This window comes from Pedobacter sp. AC402 (assembly GCF_979252805.1).
Genome location: NZ_CEEDAI010000015.1, coordinates 269,317 through 291,240, shown reverse-complemented (window position 1 = coordinate 291,240; position 21,924 = coordinate 269,317). Strand labels below are relative to the sequence as shown.

Genomic DNA, 21,924 nt, shown 5'->3' with positions numbered 1-21,924 from the left:
TTATTTTTTATATAAAATTGATATAAACCCCTTAATAGATCCATCTGCACCCAAATCAAGCATGTAGTAATAAGTATCTTCCATCAATGGTTTCCCATTAAAATATCCATCCCAGTTATTCTGATAGTTTGTAGTGGCATAAAGCAACCTTCCCCCTCTATCAAAAATCGATAGTTTATTGTTCGGATACTTTTCCAAACCTTTAACTATAAAAAAATCGTTTTTACCATCGCCATTTGGTGTAAGGATATTATTTACAATAGCTACATCTGCATCGGTCTGCATAATCAGAAAAGGTTGCAAAAAACCCTGTGTCAATGTGGTACTGGCAGACTGAAAAGTTTGTACAACAGCCATTTCTCCAATACTAAAATCATACAGCTGATTATTGATTTTTCCATAACCACTGGCCGAATTTAAAACATAAGGTAAACTCTGTGCCTTTAAACTATTGCTATAAAAACCGAACAGCAAGAAAATAAACGGATAGAATATTCTTCTCATCTTACTTTAGTTTAAAGAAATCCAGGCCGAGCCATCACTTTGGATAGTGTAAGTTTTATTTCCCGTAATGGTTGTCAGGCTCGAATCATCGTTCAATAGAACCGGGTTACTGAGGCTAACATCTCCGGAGGATAAAGCTTTTATGAGTATATAAATTCGCCCTTTGCAAGTTGAGGCCGCCGGAAGATTTACGGTTACTGCTGCTCCTGCATTTTTTATCCTAACGGTATAATGGCTGGCATCAAGCGTTAAAGATCCCGCTGTGGTATAGGTTAAAATGCTTGCCGCAACTGAACCATTTACATTTAAGGTGCTCACATTTGCAGGGGCATAAGAAGTAGAATTTGCAGCTAAAGTGCCATTTATGGTTAGCGCCCCTCCGTTTGCTGTAAAATTACCTGCAATTAATGGATAAACTGTATTGGAATTGGCTACAATAAGGCTGTTATTTATATTGGTACTGTTACTACCAGCATTATTTCCGATAAAAATGTTACCTGTACCACTATTTTTTGAGCCTGCTGCATAACCTAATGCGGTATTGTTGTCGCCATTGTTGGCTTCGAGGGCTAAACTACCTATGGCAGTATTTGCCACACCTGTTCCATTTGCCATAAGTGTATGCGTACCAATTGCGGTATTATTAGAACCTACAGTATTAATGGCTAATGCCTGCGAACCAAAACCACTATTATTGATCCCACTAAAGCTACGCTGCAATACCAAATAACCAAAAGCACTGTTTTCGTAACCTGAAATGTTTACCGATAAAGCTTCGCGGCCAAATGCACTGTTGTAAAAACCAGATACATTTGAGGTAAGCGTTTTATAACCGAAAGATAAATTGGTTTCAGAAGAATTACCCAAACGACCAGATTTTAACCCGTTAACCAAAAAGTTAATGGCAATATCATCAGTATTACCTAAAAAGTTATTGTTCTGGTCGATATTACCAGTATTTCCTCTTAATGCCCAGGCATTTGCATTGGCAAAAAGTGTTCTGCTAATCAGCTCAGGCTTACCGGTTGTGGCGTTGGTAATGTAAACCTTATTGGCATCGCTCACTCCATCAGTAGTTAATTTAGCAAGGTTTACTGAGGCATCAGCCAGTTTTGGTGTGGTTACCGAAGCATCTGCAAGCTGAAGTGTATTAACAGCAGCATCATCGATATTGATATTCTTAACCTCTTTATTTCCTATTTTAACTGAAGTTACTGCGCCATTGGCAAGTTTTACTGTTGTTACCGATCCATCTGCAAGCTGAAGTGTATTAACAGCAGCATCATCGATATTGATATTCTTAACTTCTTTATTTCCTATTTTAACTGAAGTTACTGCGCCATTGGCAAGTTTCTGCGTAGTTACAGCAGCATCAGCGAGTTTTATTGTACTTACTGCTCCCGCATTAATGTCGATTACCACATCTTTTAATAAAGCCGATGTGCCATTTGCACTTACACTTAAATCTGTTGAGGTTAAAGCTTTAGCACCCGCCAATTGATTTACATCCAATGTTACTGGTTTCCATGCTGAACCATCAAACAAAAGCACCTGGTTATTAACAGGAGTAGCTGCATTTAATAATTTACCTTGAATATTGGCTATTGTAGGGTTTGGATAGTTCCCTTTTAAATCACCTCCGGCAACACCGGTTGAAGGGCCAACCGGACCTACATCACCTTTGTCGCCCTTATCACCCTTAACACCTTGTATTCCTTGTAAACCTTGTAAGCCATTTGCTCCCGCCGCACCAGTATCGCCTTTAATTCCTTGTGGGCCTGTTGCGCCAACTGCTCCCTGCGCACCTGTTGCGCCAGTTAAACCTGTAGGGCCTTGCGCACCTGTTGCTCCAGGCACCCCGGCAGGACCTTGTAAACCTACTGGCCCGGCAACCCCAGCAGGGCCAGTAGCTCCTGCTGCACCAGTATCACCTTTTATACCTTGCGGACCTACAGCTCCGGCAACTCCGGCAGGCCCTGCCGGGCCTGTTGCACCTGGATCACCTTTTGGGCCAATTGGTCCGTTGGCAGCATAAAGTGCATAAGGAACACTTAATAACTGGGCGGTACCGGCAAGATTAAAATTACTCCCGTTATCCGGATCAATTTCTACTTTTATAAATTTTAATCCACTAGCCCATGTTACGCCAGCAATTGTACCGCTAACTGCGGTTGCTCCTGCTGATCCGATGGCTACAGCATATAAACCCAAAGCATTCGTAGTTAGATTCCTTACTTCCGAATACTGTGTGGTACCGGTTGAAGATGCATCTAATATGCTAATCCGAAGGGAAATGTTTTTGTTTGCTATCGGAGTACCGTTAGCGTTTCTGGCAGCACCTTGATAATTAAACTGCTGTGGGGCCTGCGCCTTAACAGCTACTGCCAAAACTAAACTTAGCAAAGCAATCAGTAGAAATTTTTTCATGAACGGGATGAGATCTATTTATTTGACCAGAGATGTAAATATCAGCGGCCAAACGTTCAAATCTACCAATTAGTATATCCCATAATGGCTACATTACACAAAGGCCTTTTCGAAAATACTTTATTGAAAGTAATTAATTTACTATCAAATAGTTACAAAAAATTATATTTTATAATTTTACACGAACAGATTATTATGTACTGTTTTATATGTTAAGTACAAATTAATTAATCAATTATTATAGCTAGGATTACTATGTTTCGGAGGGGAAAGATATTCCTTTAATGTTGCGGTATAAATCTACTGCATATAAATCAGTCATACCTGAAACAAAATCCAGCACGCTTTGGGTGATGGAATAAACATCAGTTAAATCTGTATGGTACTGTTTGGGAATTAGTTTAACCAATTTTTTATAGTAATGGGTATTGTTGTGAATTAAAGCGGGTACAAACTCTTCTAATAAACCAGCCATAATTTTATACCCCGCTACTTCTTTCTGTATTACAGAAGAGAAATTATAAATGCGTTCTACCGAGATTCTTTCTACCTCTTTCCAGGCTGTAATATAGGGTTCGGGTAATAAATCGGTTAAACTTTGATTTAAATCACCATTTAACAACTTTTCCTGCTCTCTAAAAAATATACCGGCACACGCATTTGTTAAAGTATTTATTGCCTTTGCCCGTAACAAACCAATTTTTGCATCATCATCTTCATAATCATTTTTTAAGCGATTTTCGATAGTCGCTGAGTTTGCAAAAGGCAACAGATAATTTTTTACTTCTTCGTAAGAAAGAATTTTTAAGCGGTGCGCATCCTCCAGGTCAATGATGCTGTAACAAATATCGTCTGCAGCTTCAACCAAATAAACCAATGGATGACGTTTGTAGATCAGGTATTCGCTTTCTTCCTGCTCCAAATGCAATTCAGTAGCAATTCGTTTAAAGGTATCGGCCTCCGACTGAAAAAAACCATATTTTTTACGATGCAACAATCCTTTTTGTTTTCCGGCGATAGATGCACAAGGATATTTTGCAATGGATGCCAAAGTGGAATAAGTTAGTGCATAAGCATCATTTCCTTTTCCCTTTAAAGGATGCGTAAGGATTCTGATCGCATTGGCGTTCCCTTCAAAATTGATGAGATCATGCCATTGCGAATCACTCATGTCTTTCTGATAAACACGGCCATCACCATCGGTAAAATATCTTGAAATGGCGGCTTCTCCTGAATGGCCAAAAGCGGGATTTCCTAAATCATGAGCAAGGGCTGCAGCTGCCACAATATTGCCTACTTCGTTAATTAATGGCACTTCCTTAATCAGTTCAGGATTGTGAATCTCTACACTATTTAAAAAGATATTCGCCATAGAACGGGCTACACTGGCCACTTCCAGGCTATGCGTTAAACGGTTATGCACAAACACACTCCCAGGCAATGGGAAAACCTGGGTTTTATTTTGCAACCTTCTAAATGGAGAAGAAAAAATTAACCGGTCATAATCACGCTGAAAATCAGAACGTGCCCGATCGGTACTTGCACCATATTGTTCCTGCCCGTACCGCTTATTAGAAAGTAAATATTTCCATTCCATTTATCCGTTCGCCTTTAAAATTTGGGCGCAAGTTAAACAAAACGATAAAATGGTTAAGCATAAAATTTCAGGTAAAATTCATATTACCATTATTAAAAGATATCACTATATTCGCTACAAAATCAAACAAACAAATAATGAAGAAAATCTTTTTAACGCTGGCTATCTTGTGCTGCTTTACGGTTTTGACCAAAGCACAATTTGAAGGCTCGAAGCAAATTTTTGAAAGTCCGAAATTAAAGGAAACGATCAAAACACAGAAAATTGTAGCCATTTTACCTTTTGAAGTAAAAATCTCCTACAGGAAACAACCAAAAAATTTCAATCCTGATGCCAACAAAAATCAGGAAGAATCAATGGCTAAATCGATACAAGCCAGCATGTACACCTTTTTGTTAAGAAAAGCTTCTGATTACACGGTAACTTTTCAGGATGTTGATAAAACCAATATCTTATTGAAAAAAGCTGGTGTATTGGGTAAATTAGATGAAACCACTAAAGATGAACTGGCCAAAATACTTGGTGTTGACGCTGTAATTGGTGGTCGTTTCGAAACTGAACAAACAAAATCTGAAGCTGGTGCAATTGCATCTGCTGTTTTATTTGGGGGTTTTGGTGGCAAATCAGGAACGGGAACAATGTTTTTAACCATTAACAATGGATCAGACGGCGAGCTGTTATGGCGTTTCTTTAAAACGATGGATGATACCATCATGAGTTCTACCGATGATATGGTAGAAAGGATGATGAGGAAGATATCAAGGAATTTTCCTTACAAAAGTTAACCCGAAGGCAGATAGAAATATCTGCCTTTTTTGTTACTCCCATATTGCTCCTTCATAATAAACAAACTATTTAGGCCTTAGTCTGTTTTATAACCAAACAGATGATCTTATGAAAACGAGCATTTATAATAAGGAAGAACATATTGAAGGTTATGTAGGCGCTGATGATAAACAATCAGAAAAATCTGATGTACAGAAAGCTTATGAAAAAGGTAATGATACCAATATTGTAACCGCTTATGGCAAGGAACCTAGTGAACTGATTGAAGGTAATCCATTGGCTAAAGACGGGATGGATAATTCGGGCACTCAAGGAAAAGATTCGCTTAGCGATGATGCTTATAACAGCCCGGATAAACACCCAACCTTAGAAAGTGCCGAAAGCCATACGGGAAGTTCATCAGATGATTTTAAAAGTAAATCAGATATTGATGAAACAGATGAAGACCACGCTTTAAATACAGGAATATAATATATAAACTTATGGGATTATTAAAATATGCCATTTTAGGCGCAGCAGCTGTTTATGGTTTTAAATATGCTACGAAAAAAAGAGCTGTAGACGGTAAATCATTGTTAGATGACCTGAAAGATCAGGCCCCTAAATATGTAGATCGGGTTAAAAGTTACGGGGATCAGATTAAAAGAGATTATTCACAAACAAGTGAATTGTACTGACAAGATCAGGAAATCCGGAAAGACAAACGAAATTGACATTTGTCAATCGAATTATAGAATTCAGAATTGCAATTTGATTTTAAGTTCTTGAAATTTGCGCCCGCTGTAGGATTCGCGACAAAGATTAACAAAAATCAGAGACTAAACGATTTAAGGGCATTCGCCACTTGATTAACGCATTTCAGTTGTAGAATCCTATTAATTCCATCTGCCGGAAAATGCAAAATTATTATTAAGGGATTATTCTACATGAATATTCCCTTTTTAAACGACTATAAATCCTTCCGCTTATTCCCCTGTCTTTTTCTTTATTTCTATTGCCAATATCTTCATTTTGACTCAAATTGGCATTATTCAATTCCTTATTGATGTTGTGTTTACGAACAGTTTCAGTTTTTGCGAGGTGCGCATCATCTGGTTGATCTTTACGTTTAAAATCAGCACGTTTGTGTCCGTAGGTAGCCTCGCCATTATCCCACTCAATATCATCATCATGGCTACCGCCTATCTGAGGATTTACATCTTTATTATTATTATCATTCATTTCCATAGTCGTTGCTATTTAAGATGCTTCTATTTTTAAGAACAATTGACGATACTAAAAAGTTTATACTAAAATCATTCAGCGTGCCTATTTAACACCTTTACTTTGATCTATTTTAGTATCACTGTCCAGGTCATCTTTACTTGATCCATTTTCATACCTGTGTTTAGGTGGTTTTTCCATTCTGCTTTCTTCAAGTTCAGAAAAATCACTGCCTTTCTGGTTGGCAACTTCCCCATGCGACGAAGGTTTTTGTACTGATCCTTCCTGAGGATCTGCAAAATCCTGACCTTCAATTGGCAACTCTTCTTGCTGATTATCATCCTTTTCCATATTAATAAAACCGATCAGCCTGATTTTTGTTTCGAATTTTTGGGCATAAAAAAAGTCCCGATTTGCATCGGGACTTTTAATTCTTTTTTAAATCAATTAAACTTTGATTTCAACTTCAACACCGCTAGGTAATTCAAGTTTCATTAAAGCATCAACTGTTTTAGAGTTAGAGCTATAAATATCCAATAAACGTTTGTAAGCGCATAATTGGAACTGCTCTCTAGCTTTTTTGTTAACGTGTGGAGAACGTAAAACAGTAAAGATTTTCTTCTCTGTAGGAAGTGGAATCGGTCCACTTACAACTGCACCCGTAGGTTTAACAGTTTTTACGATTTTCTCAGCAGATTTATCTACTAAGTTGTAATCGTAAGATTTTAATTTAATTCTGATTCTTTGGCTCATCTTATTTTAATTATGGCTTCCTGTTAGAGCTATTAACAACAGAAGCCGGATTTATTTTAAGTTTTGCGTTAAGCGCTTTGCGTAGGGCGACAGATCATCGCTAAACGCAAAACGCTATTCACATCACATTATTAGTCTTCAGATTTAATTCTGCCTTTTGATTTAGCAATTACTTCATCCTGTACGTTTTTAGGCGCAGCTTCATAGTGGTCGAATTCCATTGTTGAAGTTGCACGGCCTGAAGTGATTGTACGTAACTGAGTTACATAACCAAACATTTCAGAAAGTGGCACGGTTGCTTTAATTACCTGAGATCCGTTACGGGTATCCATACCTAGTAATTGACCACGACGACGGTTCATATCACCGATAACATCACCCATGTTTTCTTCAGGGGTTAAGATTTCGATTTTCATGATTGGCTCCATCAATGTAGGTTTACATTTAGGTAAAGCTTCACGATATGCCATTTTAGCTGCAAGCTCAAATGATAAAGCATCTGAATCGACTGCGTGGAATGAACCATCAATCAAACGTACTTTCATATCAGGAAGTGGGTAACCAGCCAATACACCGTTAGACATCGCAGCAGCAAATCCTTTTTCTACTGAAGGGATAAATTCACGTGGAATTGAACCACCTGTAATTTCGTTTACGAATTGTAAACCACCTTTTTCGAAATCAGCATCGATTGGCGAAATAATAACCTGGATATCAGCAAATTTACCACGACCACCAGATTGTTTCTTGTATGTTTCGCGGTGTTGAGTAGTACCAAAAATTGCTTCTTTGTAAGCTACTTGTGGCGCACCTTGGTTAACTTCTACTTTAAACTCACGTTTTAAACGGTCAATTAAAATATCCAAGTGTAACTCACCCATACCAGAGATTACAGTTTGACCAGTTTCCTGATCAGTTTGAACTCTGAATGTAGGATCTTCTTCAGCCAATTTCGATAAGCCCATACCTAATTTATCAACGTCTGCCTGAGTTTTAGGTTCAATAGCTAAACCGATAACTGGCTCAGGGAAGTTCATTGATTCAAGAATGATTGGGTTTTTCTCATCACACAGTGTATCACCAGTTTTGATATCTTTAAATCCAACTACCGCAGCAATATCACCAGCAGCCACATTAGGCACAGGGTTTTGCTTGTTAGCGTGCATTTGGAAGATACGAGAAATACGCTCTTTACTTTCTGAACGGGTATTGTAAACGTAAGAACCAGCATCTAAAGTTACCTGAGTAAACACGGATGAAACATAAACGGCCTACAAATGGGTCAGTGGCAATTTTAAATGCTAAAGCTGCAAACGGCTCTTTAATGCTTGGTTTTAATAAAACTTCAGCACCAGTATCAGGGTTAGTACCAACAACACCTTCTGAATCAAGAGGTGAAGGCAATAATTCCATCACATAATCCAACATGGTTTGAACACCTTTGTTTTTGAAAGATGAACCACAAACCATAGGAACGATTTTAGCATCTAAAACAGCTGCACGTAATGCATCTAAGATTTCGCGCTCAGTGATTGAATTTGGATCTTCAAAGAATTTCTCCATTAAAGATTCATCGTAATCAGCAACTGATTCCAATAATTTCTCTCTCCACTCAGCAACCTCATCTATCATATCTTCAGGGATAGGCACTTCAGTAAAGGTCATCCCTTTATCGTGCTCATTCCAAACGATACCACGGTTGTTGATCAAATCAACCACACCTTTAAATGCATCTTCAGAACCGATAGGCAATTGCAATGGAACTGCATTACTACCTAACATATCTTTAACTTGTTTAACAACTTTTAAAAAGTCTGCTCCAGAACGGTCCATTTTGTTAACGAAACCGATACGGGCAACATTATAGTTGTTAGCTAAACGCCAGTTGGTTTCTGATTGAGGCTCAACACCATCAACTGCAGAAAACAAGAACACTAAACCATCTAATACACGTAACGAACGGTTTACCTCTACGGTAAAATCCACGTGTCCTGGTGTATCGATAATGTTCATATGGTAAGCCTGACCTCTGTATTTCCACTCAACAGTAGTTGCAGCAGAAGTGATCGTGATACCACGCTCTTGCTCTTGTGCCATCCAGTCCATTGTTGCAGCACCTTCGTGCACTTCACCAATTTTATGACTTACACCAGCATAATAAAGAATACGCTCTGTTGTTGTAGTTTTACCTGCATCAATGTGAGCCGCGATTCCAATATTTCTTGTAAATTTTAAATCTCTTGCCATGTTATGTTTTTGATTTATCTGATTTTAAATAATTACACCGATTATGTTAAAACAAATCGGTGTAATTTATCTAATCAGTATAATCTTCTAATTAAATCTGTGTAATCTTACTAATCTGTTAATCCTAATAATTAGAATCTGAAGTGAGAGAACGCTTTGTTAGCCTCAGCCATTTTATGCGTATCTTCTTTTTTCTTAACAGCAGCACCTTCACCTTTAGCAGCAGCTACGATTTCACCAGCTAATTTCTCTTTCATGGTTTTTTCGCCACGTTTACGAGCGTATAAAATTAACCATTTCATACCTAAAGCTGTTTTACGCTCTGGTCTAACCTCAGTTGGAACCTGGAAGTTAGCACCACCAACACGACGAGATTTAACCTCTACAGCTGGCATAATGTTAGTTAAAGCACGTTTAAATATCTCTAAACCATTTTCACCTGCTTTTTTCTCAGCAATTTCAACAGCATCGTAAAAAATAGCATATGCGATAGATTTTTTTCCATCGTACATCATATTGTTTACAAAACGAGTTACCTGAACATCGTTAAATTTTGGATCAGGAAGAATAATTCTCTTTTTTGGTTTTGACTTTCTCATTTCTTATTTCCTCCCGATTATTTCTTTTTACCTTTTGTTGGTGCCGCAACTACCTGTCCTGGTTTAGGACGTTTAGTACCATATTTAGAACGACGTTGGTTACGACCAGCTACACCTGATGTATCTAATGCACCACGGATGATGTGGTAACGTACACCTGGTAAATCTTTAACACGACCACCACGGATCAATACGATTGAGTGTTCCTGTAAGTTGTGACCTTCTCCAGGAATGTATGCATTAACCTCTTTACCGTTCGTTAAACGAACACGGGCTACTTTACGCATTGCTGAGTTTGGTTTTTTAGGGGTAGTGGTGTACACACGTGTACATACACCTCTTCGCTGTGGACAGCTGTCCAACGCTGGAGACTTACTCTTGAACTCCAGTGCTACTCTACCTTTTCTAACTAATTGTTGAATGGTTGGCATTGTGCTTTTTTATGTTTTTTATTAAAAAATTTACCGCTCCCCCGGCATCCTTACAGATAGCCCATAAAACGGACTGCAAAAGTAGAACAATTCTTTTTAAAAATCAAGGGGTTAGCGTAAAAAGTTTTCAGTTGGCAGCTATTATTTTCTAGTTGATGGTTAAGGAGTTGTGGTTCTCCCATTCTTATGTCGATATTGAGAACTAAAGGGTTTCCAAATTTCAGATGAAACCTTTCTTATACTAGCGTCGTGCTGAATTTATTTCAGCAACTTAAATAAATGTGATTATTTTTTTGGAAAGCAACCTCAGCAATACTTAGGTGAGGTTCGGCCCCGCTAATGTTCCAAGCTCCTGAAAAACTCGCTTTCCACGAATATCGGGTTTAGCTTGCAAGAACAGTACACTAAAAATCGTTATTGCGAAATGAATTGCAGATGAAACTTTTCATATACTCGTCATGCTGAATTTATTTCATCAACTTAAATAAATGTGATTATTTTTTTGGAAAGCAAACTCAGTAATACCTATGTGAGGTTCCGCCCCGCTAATGTTCCAAGCTCCTGAAAAACTCGCTTTCCACGTATATCGGGTTTAGCTTGCAAGAACAGTACACTAAAAATCGGCTTTGAGAGCTGAATTAAGGGAAATTTCAGGGGCTTGCGGAAATCTTTCTTGTTAACACTCCAATCTTTTATGTTCGATTGTTAAAATTAATTACAATCCTTAAATCCCTCCTTTAGTACCTTAAATCGCTCAACCGCAGCTTCGAGTTCTTTTGGCGCCTTACCATATTCGAAAGTAATTTTATATTGTTTGCCATCCGCATTGATGGAGATCCATTCTGCTCCGCCATCTGCACAATCAGGGCAACCGATCACTTCTGGCAATGCTGCGATCTTATCCATATTTAAATCGTTTTTAATGGCATTAATATCTGCTTCAGAAATTGTTTTGCTACAGATTTTGGTATCAGAAGGCTGTCCGTTTTTTGATTTTGATAAGGTGAGTTTTAAATCGCTAATAAGCAGGTTATTGGAGCAATAGCCAGCACACATCCCAAAAGATGAGCCATAACCAATACTGTTCAGGTTTTTAACTTTTCCTTTTTTGCATGCAGAAAAAGTTAGGCTTATTACTATTGCAGAAATAAGGAATATAGCTTTTTTCATCAGGTTACGGCTTTAAATACGGACTTAATTGATTCGAAGTTACAAATATTCCTCTATATGATGGCACTGAAGCCTCTAACGTCCACAACAAAACACCATTTCTATTGGTAAGGACTACAATATGCCTTTTTGAGCTGCAACATAAAATGTTTTCTCTGTTAATCAGATACGCGCTGCCCATCCGGTCGTTATATATTTGCGGAGGCAGTTGAATATGCATATCTAAGCCTGCACTTTTGGTTTGCTCATTTATTTTAAAGGCATAAGCACCTGATTGATGTTTTTCAATTCCATTATCAAAGAACATTAAGTTGCCTTCAGCATTGATGTGTACTGCGTGGGCCTGGGAGAAACCCGTATTGGCTGGCATTTTAATGTTACCACCTTTGCCAAATTTCCAGATCACTTTACCGGTTTTAGCATCAATTTTCCAGATTTGGCCATTATTATAAAAGGAAATAATATAATTTCCATCTTTATCATAGTTTAAACTATTGGCGTGCATCCAGTCTTTTTTCGTTTTAAGCAGTGCTTTATCGCTAAAGGGATCAAGGCTATCAAACACACTCCATTTCCAGATCTGTTTTCCTTTTTTATCCATTACCAAAATACCATCACCGTTAATGGTATCTTGTTTCTTACCACCAATACTGCTCAAATCGGAAATTTTCTGATCAACAAATAGGGTAACCAACTGCCCTTTTTGGTTTTTTAAAATTTCGTGGTGAATGGTCTGTTTAAAATCACCCTGGCCTTTTTTTAACATGAGAACGGTATCGCCCTCCAAATTAATTTCCAAGATCTGACTACCATAACTTGTTGGCTCATCATTACCGCCTAAAATCGACAGCAGGGTTTTATCTTTTGTAAAATTAATTACCTTAAAACCAACATTATCTACCATATGGTACCACCGCAACCTTCCTTTATAATCAACCAGGTAAGCCATGCCGGGAGCATACCTTTTGTTAACCAGGATTAATCCGCTTTTTAAATCTTTTGGTATTAACTTATCATCAGCACTCTTTGCTTTAAATTGATCTTTAAGCCACTCGGGCAATTCATTAGAAACAAAGTTGTAGGTTTTGCTTACTTTTTTGGTTCCATTTTTTATGGTGATAACCTGGTAAGCATAGCTGGTTTTTGGCATGATGTTGCACAGCACAAACTGGTGGTTACTTTTATTTTTAGACAGTGCTGTACTTTCTTTCTGTGCATCGGGAACTTTATCTGGCCAGTATTCGATATAGGCATCAACAGCAGCATTGGCAACCACATCAACCTGTATTTTTAGCACATTGTTATTGTGTAAGCCTAGCTTAATCTCTTTAATGCCCTCTCCCTGGTTACAGCCGTAAAACGTAAGCACGGCAAGTAAAACAACAAGTTTAAATAAACACCTCATATAATGGAAATATTAAAATTTAGGGATAGCCGTTTTTAAATAAAAAAGAATATGCAGCAAAAACTACATATTCTTTTTATCTATAATTAAAAGTAAGAAATTATTGTCTGCCAGAATTATTTAAATTCGGATTTATATTCACCTGGTTTAATGGATATGGAAAAAACTGATCGCGTGGCATAACTACTGTAGGCGTTTGATTAGTACGCTTTAAGTAACCGTTTACCACGGCCTCATACTTGCCAAACCTCATTAAATCTGCTCTCCTTTTTCCTTCGTAAAACAATTCCCAACCGCGTTCTTGTAAAAGGGCATCTTTCAGAGTGGTTTGGTTGTAGTTTGCAGCTACCAAAAGCTTGGCATGTGATCGTCCTTTTACCTGGTTAATCAGATCGATACATTCGGCATTAGGACCACTTAATTCATTTATCGCTTCTGCCCTACTTAATAATATATCTGCATAACGGAGTATATTTACACTATGCCCATCGTAATAGGTATTTGCTCCATTTGGATCAGCATATTTCGCTGTGGCCACATCTTGCATATAAAAAGTACCTGCCGGAGGAGTAGCACCTAAGGTAGGAGCTTGCTTGTGTACCAATTTATCCACGCCCAGATACTCAGGAAAGAATAGTTTTTTACGATCATCAGCATCATCAAAACTGTTGTAAAAATCCCAGGTTACAGCGTAATATTGCCACCTGTCTGTTAAAACAGGATGTTGTTGTGGGCCAAAGTGATTTAGCAATTCTGTTCCATTAACATTTGCATCGCTCAAAACAGAGAAAATATTCTCTGAACACCATTGATTTTTTTCTGCAAAAAGCCCCTCATAAGTTGAAAAAAGCGAGTATACCTTTAAATCCATTACTTGTTTGGTTACATCAACAACTTTTTGCCATTGGTGCTGGCGCAGGTACAATTTAGCCAATAGGCTAAGTGCGGCACCTTTTGTTGCACGGCCAACATCGTTGCTAGAATATATGGAATTATTCACATAATTTAAAGGTAAAGTTGTAGCTGCTGCTTGAAGATCATTAATTAAAAATGTTTCAATCTGATCAAGTGGAGTTAATTGTTTGTTGGCAAAATAGTTAGGTGATTTACTCGCCTCTTCCACATCTTTTTCAGTTGCTAAAACTACCGGGCCCCAGGCATCGGTTAAATCCATATAAGCTACGGCCCTTAAAAATTTCATCTCAGAAAGGAATTGGCTTTTCTCTTCTGGAGTAATTGCACTCATGTTAGAGAGGTTATAAATCGCATTATTTGCATTTGCAATAAGCTTATAAATTTGTCGCCAATCTTCAGCAATCAAGCCATTTGCTGAGTTCCATTGTACATTTGATAACTGACCAGGATCTCCTCCATAGCTGCAATGTCCAACATCTGTGGTTAAATCAGTCAAAGCAAAATGCCTAACTGTCCAATAATCAAAATTATCGCCAACAGAGGGGCCTTTTAAACGGGCATAAACGGCATTTACCGCAGCAATAGCGTCGGATTTTGTTTTAAAAGCATTGCCTAAGGTTAAGCTACTATATACTACTGGTTCCAAATCCTTTTTGCAAGAAAACTGCAAAAGTACAACTGCAGTAATCGCCAAAATAATCTTATATCTTTTCATCTTTTTATCTTTATTAATCCTAAAATTGGAAAGTAACACTAGTTGATCGTCAATTTTAAACCTGCAGAAAATGTTCTGAATGCAGGGAAGGCATTAAAATCTATCCCTCCTCCAAAATTACTTCCTGAATGTGAGTTAACTTCAGGATCGGTTCCACTGTAGTTGGTGATCGTAAACAAATTCTGGGCTTCTGCGTATACCCTGAAACCTTTAATTACTTTGATATGATCTAACCATTTGGTAGGTACATTGTAGCCTAAAGAAACTGATTTCAATCTTAAATAGGATGCATCCTCCACAAAACGCGAATTAACATAACTGCCATAGGTAGTTAAGAAATACCCTTCACGTGGAATATCTGTATTTTCATTGGTACCTGCAACAAACCTGTTCAATGCATCTGTGCTCGTTGTAGATTCCAACACCAATCTGTTCATATTATACAACGAATAACCGAAAGAGCTTTGGAAGAAGATATTTAAGTCGAAACCTTTATAATGGAAATCATTACCAAAACCCATTGTAAAACGTGGTGTAGAGTTACCCAAAAAGGTCATATCATCGGGTGTAATTTTACCGTCGCCATTAACATCCTGATATTTCGGATCGCCCGCTTTAGAACCTGGCTGTGGAGCATATGTTTCTCCTGTTTTAATTACACCAGCATAAATGTATCCAAAAAGTTCACCAAGTTCACGACCAGGGACTACTCTTGAAAATTCGCGACCTGATACTGTACCACTCGGATTTGCCGTATTAACAGAAATTTGATTAACAGGACCTAACGACAATACTTTTTGACGGTTAAGTGAAATATTAAAATTGGTGTTCCAGGTAAAGTTATCATTACGAACATTTACCGTATTCAATAGAAATTCGATACCACGGTTTTGGATAGAACCAGCATTTACAGTGATAGAGTTGAAACCCCAATATTGTTCTAATGGAATATTAATTAACAAATTGGTTGTTTTCTTTGCATAAAGATCAATTGTTGCATTTACACGGCCATTCAGAAAACCCATATCGATACCGAAGTTATATTGGGTAGTACTTTCCCACTTTAAATCAGGGTTTGGCAGGGTTTTAGGCTCAGTACCAATCTGCAGCGGACTGCCTGGATCTAATACAGTGCTATAATTGGTAAAAGTTGCCAAATACAAGTAATTAGGAACCCGGTCGTTACCTGTTACGCCGTAACTTGCACGTAGTTTTAAGTTCGAAAAAGTATTTAGGTTTTTGATAAATTCCTCATCGGTAAATTTATAGGCAACAGCGCCAGAAGGGAAATATCCATAGCTGTAATTGGGCCCGAATTTCGAAGAACCATCCCTTCTTAATGTAAATGATGTAAGTAATTTATCTTTATAGTTATAATTTACCCTGCCGTACATTGAATTGAAGGTAAATTGCCTCTTTAAAGCTATTGTAACCGTTGCCCAAATTGCTAATGGTAACTCCAGAACCATTTGGGGTTGAACCTGCACCAAGGTTATAAAATAAATATGCATCTGTAGGGAAACCTTTACTACCCGCAGCTAAATAATCATTAACATCTTTCTGGCTGGATACTCCGGCTAAGAAAGTAAAGTCATGATCTCCAGTTTTATATTTATAGGTTAAATAATTTTCTACCAACCACCTAAATGTAGTTGAACTCTTTTGAGCGGCCAAGCCTCCGTTTTTTGCGCCTGCACTCAAAGTTCTAGGTATATATTGCCCCTCATTAAGGTTGGTATACTCAGCACCTGCCCCTAAATGATAAGTTAAGCCTTTAATGATTTGATAATCTAGAGAAATATTTCCGTTTACCAATTTATTGTTACTCGTATTTGTGGGCTCCAATAAACTTGCAAGTGGATTATCTTTACCTTGATAACGGTAATAACTTCCATCAGGGTTGTAAACCGGAATATTAGGAAGCCCGGTTAATAAGCCGAACAATGGTGCAGTAATATCAGCAGAATAAGACTGTTGCAATACTTTGGCACTTGATCCATAAAAATTAGCGCCTAACTTTAAACGTTCATTAAGTGTTTTTTCCGCACCTATTCTGGCTGTATATTTTTCTAACCCGGTACCCTGCAAAACACCCTTTTGATTAAGGTAATTTCCAGAAACATAAATTTTAGAATTCTGGTCGCCGCTGCTGATACTCAAACTTCTGTTATGTACAGAAGCTGTTTGCGTTGCTTCATCCAACCAGTTGGTATTTGCAATGGCAAAAGATGATGGGAAAGGTGCAGGCTTACTATCTTCAATGGCTGTTGCATTTTGAATAGCTGTGTATTGCTGCCCATTTAATAGTGATGGCTTATAAGTTAAAAACTGGTTACCATTTGATAAATCCAAATCGATAGCTACCCTACCGGCCTTGCCTTTTTTTGTTGTAATTAAAACAACACCATTGCCTCCCCTTGCACCATAAATTGCTGCAGATGATGCATCTTTTAAAATCTGAATATCTTCAATATCGTTCGGGTTTACCGTACTTCCATTATCGGATATAAACCCATCGATAACATACAGCGGGCTGTTGGTTGTATTGATGGAATTACCACCCCTTACCGTTATAGACATGCCTGCGCCTGGTGCAAAACTGGTTTGCTGCACCTGCACACCTGCAGCCTTACCTTGTATTGCCTGACCGATGTTAGAGGTTGTACCACCAAGATTCAGGTCATCGCTTTTTATTGAACTGATGGAACCTGTTAAATCTGTTTTACGCTGTGTTCCATAGCCTACAACCACAACTTCGTTCAGCTTATTTAAATCTTCTTCGAGATTTACATTTACCACATTGGAAGCCCCAATAGTAACCTTTTGTGTTTTGTAACCAACCAATGCGAAAGATAAAACCTTTAATTTTCCTTTCAATGTAAGGGTAAATTTACCGTTGCCATCAACCGAGGTTCCGTTTTTTACATCTGTTTCTGTTACCGAAGTTCCAACAGCCGGCAGTCCTTTTTCATCTTTCACCGTACCGGTTACCACCGTTTGCGCACTAACCGCCAGCGGGAGCAAAAGAATTAAAGAAAAATAAATAGATTTAAAAAGAGTCGTTAAAAAAGAGCGTTCAGGTATAGGAACATTTTTCCTATAATTCTCCGTGGTTTGTTCGTAGATTTTGGTCATAGTGTTTTGTTTGATAGTTGACTGCTCACAAAAAAGCGAGGGCTATTCTTTCTTGCTTTTATAATATTAGGGATTAAAGCACTTATTTAAATGCAAAAACACTGCGCAATCGATTGACTAAGCACCTCAACAGCACTTAAAACAAAGATCAAAATTGAATGGGGAATGATTAAAAAGGCAATTGCTATGGAAAGCGATCAGGAATTGGGATTAATTTGTGGAATAACTTCCATAAATAACCTGTTCATACTTTGAAATGGACTTTCTGTATTGGTTTTAATCACGAGATTGGCATTTACAGAGGGCTCAAACCTGGCACTTACACCTGTAAAATTAGGGATCAGCTTAAGATCTGCATCTTTATACAAACCTTTTACATCTCTCTCTTTGCAAACTGTAAGGGGACAATCTAAAAACACCTCATAATACTTTTCGCCAATAATATTGGCTGCTAATGCCCTGTGCTGTGCTAGTGGAGTGATAAATGAACAAATCGTAATAATATTGTTCAACATCATTATTTTGGCTATTTCTGCGGCGCGCCTGATATTTTCGGCCCGATCTGATTCGCTAAAACCTAAATCTTTATTTATCCCTTCACGAAGTACGTCACCATCCAATGTGGTAACAAAAAAGCCTTCGCTTTCGAGTTTTTCTTTCAATAAAGTTGAAATGGTCGTTTTACCAGATCCTGATAGTCCAAATAACCAGATCACCATTCCATTTTGCGCTGGAATATTATTTTCAGACATCAGTTCAACAGGCATATATTATTATTAATCTATTTTACACAAAAAGCCTTCATTTAACAATGATACTTTATTGTAAAGCATCGGCAGCCCGGATAAGGTATGCATGTGGCAACCGCTATACAAGATTATTGCGTGCCCCGCAGCGGTATCCCATTCCATTGTAGGGCCTGTTCGAAGGTAAATCTGGGCCTTGCCTTCGGCCAGTAAACAGAATTTAAGGGAGCTGCCCACGGCAATAAAATCTACAATTGGATAATCGGCAAGTATTGCGCGTTCTTCGCCATCAGCATGCGATCTGCTTACCGCTGCCGTCCAGTTATTGGCCTTTTTAATTGCATTTATTTTTAAAGGTGGCTGTCCTGGAGTTTGTTTCCAGCTGCCTGAAGCTTCATTAGCGTAGTATAAAAGATTTTGTACCGGAATATAAATTACTCCTAATATTGGTGCATTTTTATAGATTAAAGCAATATTTACAGTAAACTCTCCATTTCTTTTAATAAATTCTTTAGTTCCGTCCAATGGATCTACACACCAATACAATTCCCAGTTTTTCCTTTCTTCGTAAGGAATGCTTTTTCCTTCTTCTGAGAGGATAGGAATTGCAGGATACTGTTTTTTCAGTTGGGAACAGATGATATCATTTGCTATTTTATCGGCTTTGGTTAAAGGAGAAGAATCACTTTTGGTTGAGATTTCGAAGTCATCTTCATTATCGTAAACAGTTAAAATTGCTTTTCCGGCTTCAACCGCTATTTCCAGTATGCTATTTATATCAATAGTATCAATCATGTTATTTTAAACGGTTGCTGTTAAATACTGCGATTTTATTCTTTTTAATATTGCTAATTGTGGCCCCCGGTTATCGAGATCTGATTGACGGGCATTTAAAAGTATGCTTTTTTTAAGCAGATCGTTTTCGTTGTTATACTCTTCAATATCATTTTCAGAGATTTGCTTATGTTTATTTTCCGGTCTATCTAACTTATAACCCAAATCGGTTAAGGTTTGGTGGTTTATAGATTCGAATATGTCGATTTCTTCTGCACTGAGTTCTTTCCTATACTTGCCTGTATTGTCTTTTATAATCGGCTTGGCCAAATTTTCCCACATTTCGCCTGCGCTGGCTGTTGCTTTCGATTCTTTTGAATGGTGAAAATCCAACATGCGTTCTGAATAATCAATGGCTAAAAAGCGGCACAATTCCTGAATCACTTTTGAAGGATTGGCAATCAATTCTTCATAATTTAAAGAGAAAAACCAATCCTTTGTAATTTTCTTTGACAGCTCAATACACGCATTTTGATCTGTAAACCATTGTTTAGCCAGGTGATAGATGTGTTTCTCGCCAACAATTGCCTTTTTAAACGATAGGGCAACATCCCGCCCGTCGCGGTATAAATAAATGTATTTTAAATTGGGGTTGTGCTGTTCAAGATTGGCCGCATAATGCACGTTAGCCATACTTTTACAACACCAGTACCTTGCGTTTTTGGCAATTGCTGCAGTTTCATAAATCAATCTATTGATTTCGAAAAGGCTGTATGTTGTTGAGTTTTCAAAAATCCAGGTTTCACTTAGCTCAACACCATCCCAGGGCACTGGGTTAGCTTTTACGTAACTTACCACATCTGCAATTAGTACCTTATACTTTTCTTCAGTTAAAAACCCGTACAAACCAAGCAAGGGCACAAAGGTGACCAGAATATGTGGGGGATGGGGTGAGGCAATCTGCTCAGACTGATCTAATATTACCCTCAACAAATTGGAACCGGATCTTTGTGTTCCGATAATCTGAATACCATCAGGCTTTAAAAAACTTTCCATTATATAAAAATTGATATTGTACCAAGAAAAATTGCACCGAGTATTAAATAAACAGGGCTTAATTTATATTTAAAGCTTACTATTAAAGCAGCAATGCATATTGCGCCCACTAAAAGTGTTCGTGGCTGAAGTAGTAATATTTTAATGGCTGAAGAAATAATCAGCCCCACAACCACCACTTTAATTCCTGAGATCATGCTTTTAATAAAAGGATGGTCTTTGGTTTTATTAAAGATTTTTGAAACCACAATCATCAAAATGGCCGAAGGGATAAACATGCTGCAGGTAGCAACAAAGGCACCTAAAAAACCACCCAGCTTAAAACCTATAAACGTTGCGCTTACCAGGATTGGGCCTGGCGTAACCTGACTAAAAGCAATTACATCAATCAATTCCTTCGCGTTAAGCCAGTGCAAATCTTTAACCAATAGCGATTGCATAATCGGAATTACCACATAACCTCCTCCAAAAAGAGAAATACTGATTCCCGAAAAAACCGTAGCTATTTTGAATAAAATGTTCTGATAGGATTTAAATGCAGCCGTAATAAACAAGATTTGATTGATGAATAAAAAAGTTACGGCGATAAATGAAAATGACTTTATTTTTAGTTTAAAATTGGTTTTAAAGCTACTCATCACTTTAATCTGATCTACTTTATTCCGGTCGAAGCATTAAACCTGCAATTGCCCCAATAGCAATAAGTGCAATTGTAATTAAATAATTTCCTTTGATCAGATCGAGTGTTGTGGCCAGTAAAAAAAGGAAGATTTTAGCATAATTAAGGGCAATTTCCTTTTTAAACAGCTGTAAACCGGTTGATAGTATAATAATACCTACAATAGCACCAACATACTGCATTATGGATGTCCAGGCCATACTTTGCCCATTTGATAAATACATGTAGGCCAACGCCAACACTAAAGTACAGGCAGGAAGCAAAACTGCGAACATACTTATTGCGGCACCCCATTTCCCTTTTAACAAATAGCCAATATTGGCAACCACATTAACCGCCATAGGGCCGGGCATAAAAGATGCTACAGTAACGCTGTTTAACACATCCTCGTTATCGATAGACTGATCTTGCTCAACCATAATCCGTTGAATTAATGAAACCAGTGCCATATGACCGCCAAAACTCACGCAACCAATTTTTAGAAAGGTTAAGAAAAGATATTTCAGCGTTGTTTTTTCTTTGGTTATATCGCCTGCTACTGATAACTCCATCTTCTTTGTAATGATTTAACTTGAATGCTTAAACAATATACCATTTATTTTTACGCAATAAATGTAAATCATCTTTCGAATTACTTATCAATTATTGGTTTTGTTTAAGTACCTAATTTATGCGATTTTGAATGCATAAACCATTAAAACACCACGCAAACGTTTGATTAAACCCACGAATTGATGGTTTTACGAACAAAACAACATCAAATATTAAGAGGCGGATTTAGA

The 21,924-nt window shown here is 37.7% G+C and carries 21 protein-coding genes and 1 pseudogene; 3 read left to right on the top strand and 19 right to left on the bottom strand.

Annotation, left to right across the window (positions count from 1 at the left end; genetic code table 11):
- The 3 genes from AC0IWE_RS24870 to dgt form a co-directional block, all read right to left on the bottom strand.
- The gene (locus tag AC0IWE_RS24870) at positions 1-504 is read right to left on the bottom strand and encodes a gliding motility-associated C-terminal domain-containing protein (protein ID WP_471795166.1); all 504 of its coding nucleotides are present in this window, start codon (positions 502-504) and stop codon (positions 1-3) included.
- Between the two features lie 6 nt (positions 505-510).
- Positions 511-2,931, bottom strand: a complete 2,421-nt coding sequence (locus tag AC0IWE_RS24865) for a beta strand repeat-containing protein (protein ID WP_471795165.1) — start codon at positions 2,929-2,931, stop codon at positions 511-513.
- A gap of 253 nt (positions 2,932-3,184) precedes the next feature.
- Positions 3,185-4,528, bottom strand: coding sequence for a dGTP triphosphohydrolase (dgt, locus tag AC0IWE_RS24860; protein ID WP_463497200.1), 1,344 nt, complete (start codon positions 4,526-4,528; stop codon positions 3,185-3,187).
- A gap of 137 nt (positions 4,529-4,665) precedes the next feature.
- Here dgt and AC0IWE_RS24855 point away from each other — a divergent pair, with 137 nt between their 5' ends.
- The 3 genes from AC0IWE_RS24855 (at position 4,666) to AC0IWE_RS24845 (ending at position 5,991) form a co-directional block, all read left to right on the top strand.
- Positions 4,666-5,313, top strand: coding sequence for a hypothetical protein (locus AC0IWE_RS24855; protein ID WP_055910110.1), 648 nt, complete (start codon positions 4,666-4,668; stop codon positions 5,311-5,313).
- A 109-nt stretch (positions 5,314-5,422) separates the two neighbouring features.
- Positions 5,423-5,785 carry a hypothetical protein gene (locus AC0IWE_RS24850; RefSeq protein ID WP_471795164.1) on the top strand — a complete coding sequence of 121 codons (363 nt, stop codon included), beginning with the start codon at positions 5,423-5,425 and terminating at the stop codon, positions 5,783-5,785.
- A gap of 11 nt (positions 5,786-5,796) precedes the next feature.
- On the top strand, positions 5,797-5,991 hold the full coding sequence (locus AC0IWE_RS24845; RefSeq protein ID WP_055910115.1) for a hypothetical protein: 195 nt from the start codon (positions 5,797-5,799) through the stop codon (positions 5,989-5,991).
- 232 nt (positions 5,992-6,223) lie between these two features.
- On the opposite strand, the gene AC0IWE_RS24840 is transcribed toward AC0IWE_RS24845, so the two are convergent.
- The 16 genes and pseudogenes from AC0IWE_RS24840 to AC0IWE_RS24765 all read right to left on the bottom strand — a co-directional run bounded on the left by AC0IWE_RS24840 (position 6,224) and on the right by AC0IWE_RS24765 (position 21,693).
- The gene (locus AC0IWE_RS24840) at positions 6,224-6,541 is read right to left on the bottom strand and encodes a hypothetical protein (protein ID WP_471795163.1); all 318 of its coding nucleotides are present in this window, start codon (positions 6,539-6,541) and stop codon (positions 6,224-6,226) included.
- Between the two features lie 81 nt (positions 6,542-6,622).
- The gene (locus AC0IWE_RS24835; RefSeq protein WP_055910120.1) at positions 6,623-6,868 is read right to left on the bottom strand and encodes a hypothetical protein; all 246 of its coding nucleotides are present in this window, start codon (positions 6,866-6,868) and stop codon (positions 6,623-6,625) included.
- 96 nt (positions 6,869-6,964) lie between these two features.
- The gene (rpsJ, locus tag AC0IWE_RS24830) at positions 6,965-7,270 is read right to left on the bottom strand and encodes a 30S ribosomal protein S10 (protein ID WP_008244591.1); all 306 of its coding nucleotides are present in this window, start codon (positions 7,268-7,270) and stop codon (positions 6,965-6,967) included.
- 131 nt (positions 7,271-7,401) lie between these two features.
- Positions 7,402-9,517, bottom strand: a pseudogene (gene fusA, locus AC0IWE_RS24825) (elongation factor G).
- 131 nt (positions 9,518-9,648) lie between these two features.
- Positions 9,649-10,116 (bottom strand): 30S ribosomal protein S7, encoded by a 468-nt coding sequence (rpsG, locus tag AC0IWE_RS24820; RefSeq protein ID WP_055910127.1) that lies wholly within the window; start codon positions 10,114-10,116, stop codon positions 9,649-9,651.
- A gap of 17 nt (positions 10,117-10,133) precedes the next feature.
- Positions 10,134-10,547, bottom strand: coding sequence for a 30S ribosomal protein S12 (rpsL, locus tag AC0IWE_RS24815; protein WP_029278631.1), 414 nt, complete (start codon positions 10,545-10,547; stop codon positions 10,134-10,136).
- A gap of 711 nt (positions 10,548-11,258) precedes the next feature.
- Positions 11,259-11,717, bottom strand: coding sequence for a hypothetical protein (locus AC0IWE_RS24810; RefSeq protein WP_471795162.1), 459 nt, complete (start codon positions 11,715-11,717; stop codon positions 11,259-11,261).
- A gap of 4 nt (positions 11,718-11,721) precedes the next feature.
- Positions 11,722-13,122: an aryl-sulfate sulfotransferase gene (locus AC0IWE_RS24805; protein WP_471795161.1), complete on the bottom strand. Its 1,401-nt coding sequence runs from the start codon at positions 13,120-13,122 to the stop codon at positions 11,722-11,724.
- 100 nt (positions 13,123-13,222) lie between these two features.
- A complete protein-coding gene (locus tag AC0IWE_RS24800) occupies positions 13,223-14,752 on the bottom strand; it encodes a RagB/SusD family nutrient uptake outer membrane protein (RefSeq protein ID WP_471795160.1) in 1,530 nt (509 codons plus the stop codon).
- A gap of 38 nt (positions 14,753-14,790) precedes the next feature.
- Positions 14,791-16,146 carry a SusC/RagA family TonB-linked outer membrane protein gene (locus AC0IWE_RS24795; RefSeq protein ID WP_471795159.1) on the bottom strand — a complete coding sequence of 452 codons (1,356 nt, stop codon included), beginning with the start codon at positions 16,144-16,146 and terminating at the stop codon, positions 14,791-14,793.
- Positions 16,124-17,887, bottom strand: coding sequence for a SusC/RagA family TonB-linked outer membrane protein (locus tag AC0IWE_RS24790; protein WP_471795158.1), 1,764 nt, complete (start codon positions 17,885-17,887; stop codon positions 16,124-16,126). Before AC0IWE_RS24790 ends, AC0IWE_RS24795 begins: the two co-directional genes overlap by 23 nt.
- A gap of 197 nt (positions 17,888-18,084) precedes the next feature.
- Positions 18,085-18,654, bottom strand: coding sequence for an adenylyl-sulfate kinase (cysC, locus tag AC0IWE_RS24785; protein WP_471795157.1), 570 nt, complete (start codon positions 18,652-18,654; stop codon positions 18,085-18,087).
- Positions 18,655-18,663: 9 nt separating this feature from the next.
- Positions 18,664-19,428, bottom strand: a complete 765-nt coding sequence (gene cysQ / locus AC0IWE_RS24780) for a 3'(2'),5'-bisphosphate nucleotidase CysQ (protein WP_471795156.1) — start codon at positions 19,426-19,428, stop codon at positions 18,664-18,666.
- A 6-nt stretch (positions 19,429-19,434) separates the two neighbouring features.
- Entirely contained in the window at positions 19,435-20,463 is a 1,029-nt protein-coding gene (locus tag AC0IWE_RS24775; protein ID WP_471795155.1) for a sulfotransferase family protein, read from the bottom strand.
- Positions 20,463-21,101 carry a chromate transporter gene (locus AC0IWE_RS24770; protein ID WP_471795154.1) on the bottom strand — a complete coding sequence of 213 codons (639 nt, stop codon included), beginning with the start codon at positions 21,099-21,101 and terminating at the stop codon, positions 20,463-20,465. Before AC0IWE_RS24770 ends, AC0IWE_RS24775 begins: the two co-directional genes overlap by 1 nt.
- 19 nt (positions 21,102-21,120) lie before the next feature.
- On the bottom strand, positions 21,121-21,693 hold the full coding sequence (locus AC0IWE_RS24765; protein ID WP_471795153.1) for a chromate transporter: 573 nt from the start codon (positions 21,691-21,693) through the stop codon (positions 21,121-21,123).
- Positions 21,694-21,924: the final 231 nt, after the last annotated feature.

What these genes read in the sequence shown, in the direction of transcription:
- AC0IWE_RS24845 (WP_055910115.1), top strand. Translation starts at nt 5,797, where the DNA reads ATGGGATTATTAAAATATGCCATTTTAGGCGCAGCAGCTGTTTATGGT.
- AC0IWE_RS24840 (WP_471795163.1), bottom strand. Translation starts at nt 6,541, where the DNA reads ATGGAAATGAATGATAATAATAATAAAGATGTAAATCCTCAGATAGGC.
- AC0IWE_RS24790 (WP_471795158.1), bottom strand. Translation starts at nt 17,887, where the DNA reads ATGACCAAAATCTACGAACAAACCACGGAGAATTATAGGAAAAATGTT.
- AC0IWE_RS24765 (WP_471795153.1), bottom strand. Translation starts at nt 21,693, where the DNA reads ATGGAGTTATCAGTAGCAGGCGATATAACCAAAGAAAAAACAACGCTG.
- AC0IWE_RS24855 (WP_055910110.1), top strand. Translation starts at nt 4,666, where the DNA reads ATGAAGAAAATCTTTTTAACGCTGGCTATCTTGTGCTGCTTTACGGTT.
- AC0IWE_RS24770 (WP_471795154.1), bottom strand. Translation starts at nt 21,101, where the DNA reads ATGAGTAGCTTTAAAACCAATTTTAAACTAAAAATAAAGTCATTTTCA.
- AC0IWE_RS24835 (WP_055910120.1), bottom strand. Translation starts at nt 6,868, where the DNA reads ATGGAAAAGGATGATAATCAGCAAGAAGAGTTGCCAATTGAAGGTCAG.
- rpsJ (WP_008244591.1), bottom strand. Translation starts at nt 7,270, where the DNA reads ATGAGCCAAAGAATCAGAATTAAATTAAAATCTTACGATTACAACTTA.
- cysQ (WP_471795156.1), bottom strand. Translation starts at nt 19,428, where the DNA reads ATGATTGATACTATTGATATAAATAGCATACTGGAAATAGCGGTTGAA.
- dgt (WP_463497200.1), bottom strand. Translation starts at nt 4,528, where the DNA reads ATGGAATGGAAATATTTACTTTCTAATAAGCGGTACGGGCAGGAACAA.
- rpsG (WP_055910127.1), bottom strand. Translation starts at nt 10,116, where the DNA reads ATGAGAAAGTCAAAACCAAAAAAGAGAATTATTCTTCCTGATCCAAAA.
- AC0IWE_RS24870 (WP_471795166.1), bottom strand. Translation starts at nt 504, where the DNA reads ATGAGAAGAATATTCTATCCGTTTATTTTCTTGCTGTTCGGTTTTTAT.
- AC0IWE_RS24775 (WP_471795155.1), bottom strand. Translation starts at nt 20,463, where the DNA reads ATGGAAAGTTTTTTAAAGCCTGATGGTATTCAGATTATCGGAACACAA.
- cysC (WP_471795157.1), bottom strand. Translation starts at nt 18,654, where the DNA reads ATGCCTGTTGAACTGATGTCTGAAAATAATATTCCAGCGCAAAATGGA.
- AC0IWE_RS24795 (WP_471795159.1), bottom strand. Translation starts at nt 16,146, where the DNA reads ATGTACGGCAGGGTAAATTATAACTATAAAGATAAATTACTTACATCA.
- AC0IWE_RS24850 (WP_471795164.1), top strand. Translation starts at nt 5,423, where the DNA reads ATGAAAACGAGCATTTATAATAAGGAAGAACATATTGAAGGTTATGTA.
- AC0IWE_RS24800 (WP_471795160.1), bottom strand. Translation starts at nt 14,752, where the DNA reads ATGAAAAGATATAAGATTATTTTGGCGATTACTGCAGTTGTACTTTTG.
- AC0IWE_RS24865 (WP_471795165.1), bottom strand. Translation starts at nt 2,931, where the DNA reads ATGAAAAAATTTCTACTGATTGCTTTGCTAAGTTTAGTTTTGGCAGTA.
- AC0IWE_RS24810 (WP_471795162.1), bottom strand. Translation starts at nt 11,717, where the DNA reads ATGAAAAAAGCTATATTCCTTATTTCTGCAATAGTAATAAGCCTAACT.
- AC0IWE_RS24805 (WP_471795161.1), bottom strand. Translation starts at nt 13,122, where the DNA reads ATGAGGTGTTTATTTAAACTTGTTGTTTTACTTGCCGTGCTTACGTTT.
- rpsL (WP_029278631.1), bottom strand. Translation starts at nt 10,547, where the DNA reads ATGCCAACCATTCAACAATTAGTTAGAAAAGGTAGAGTAGCACTGGAG.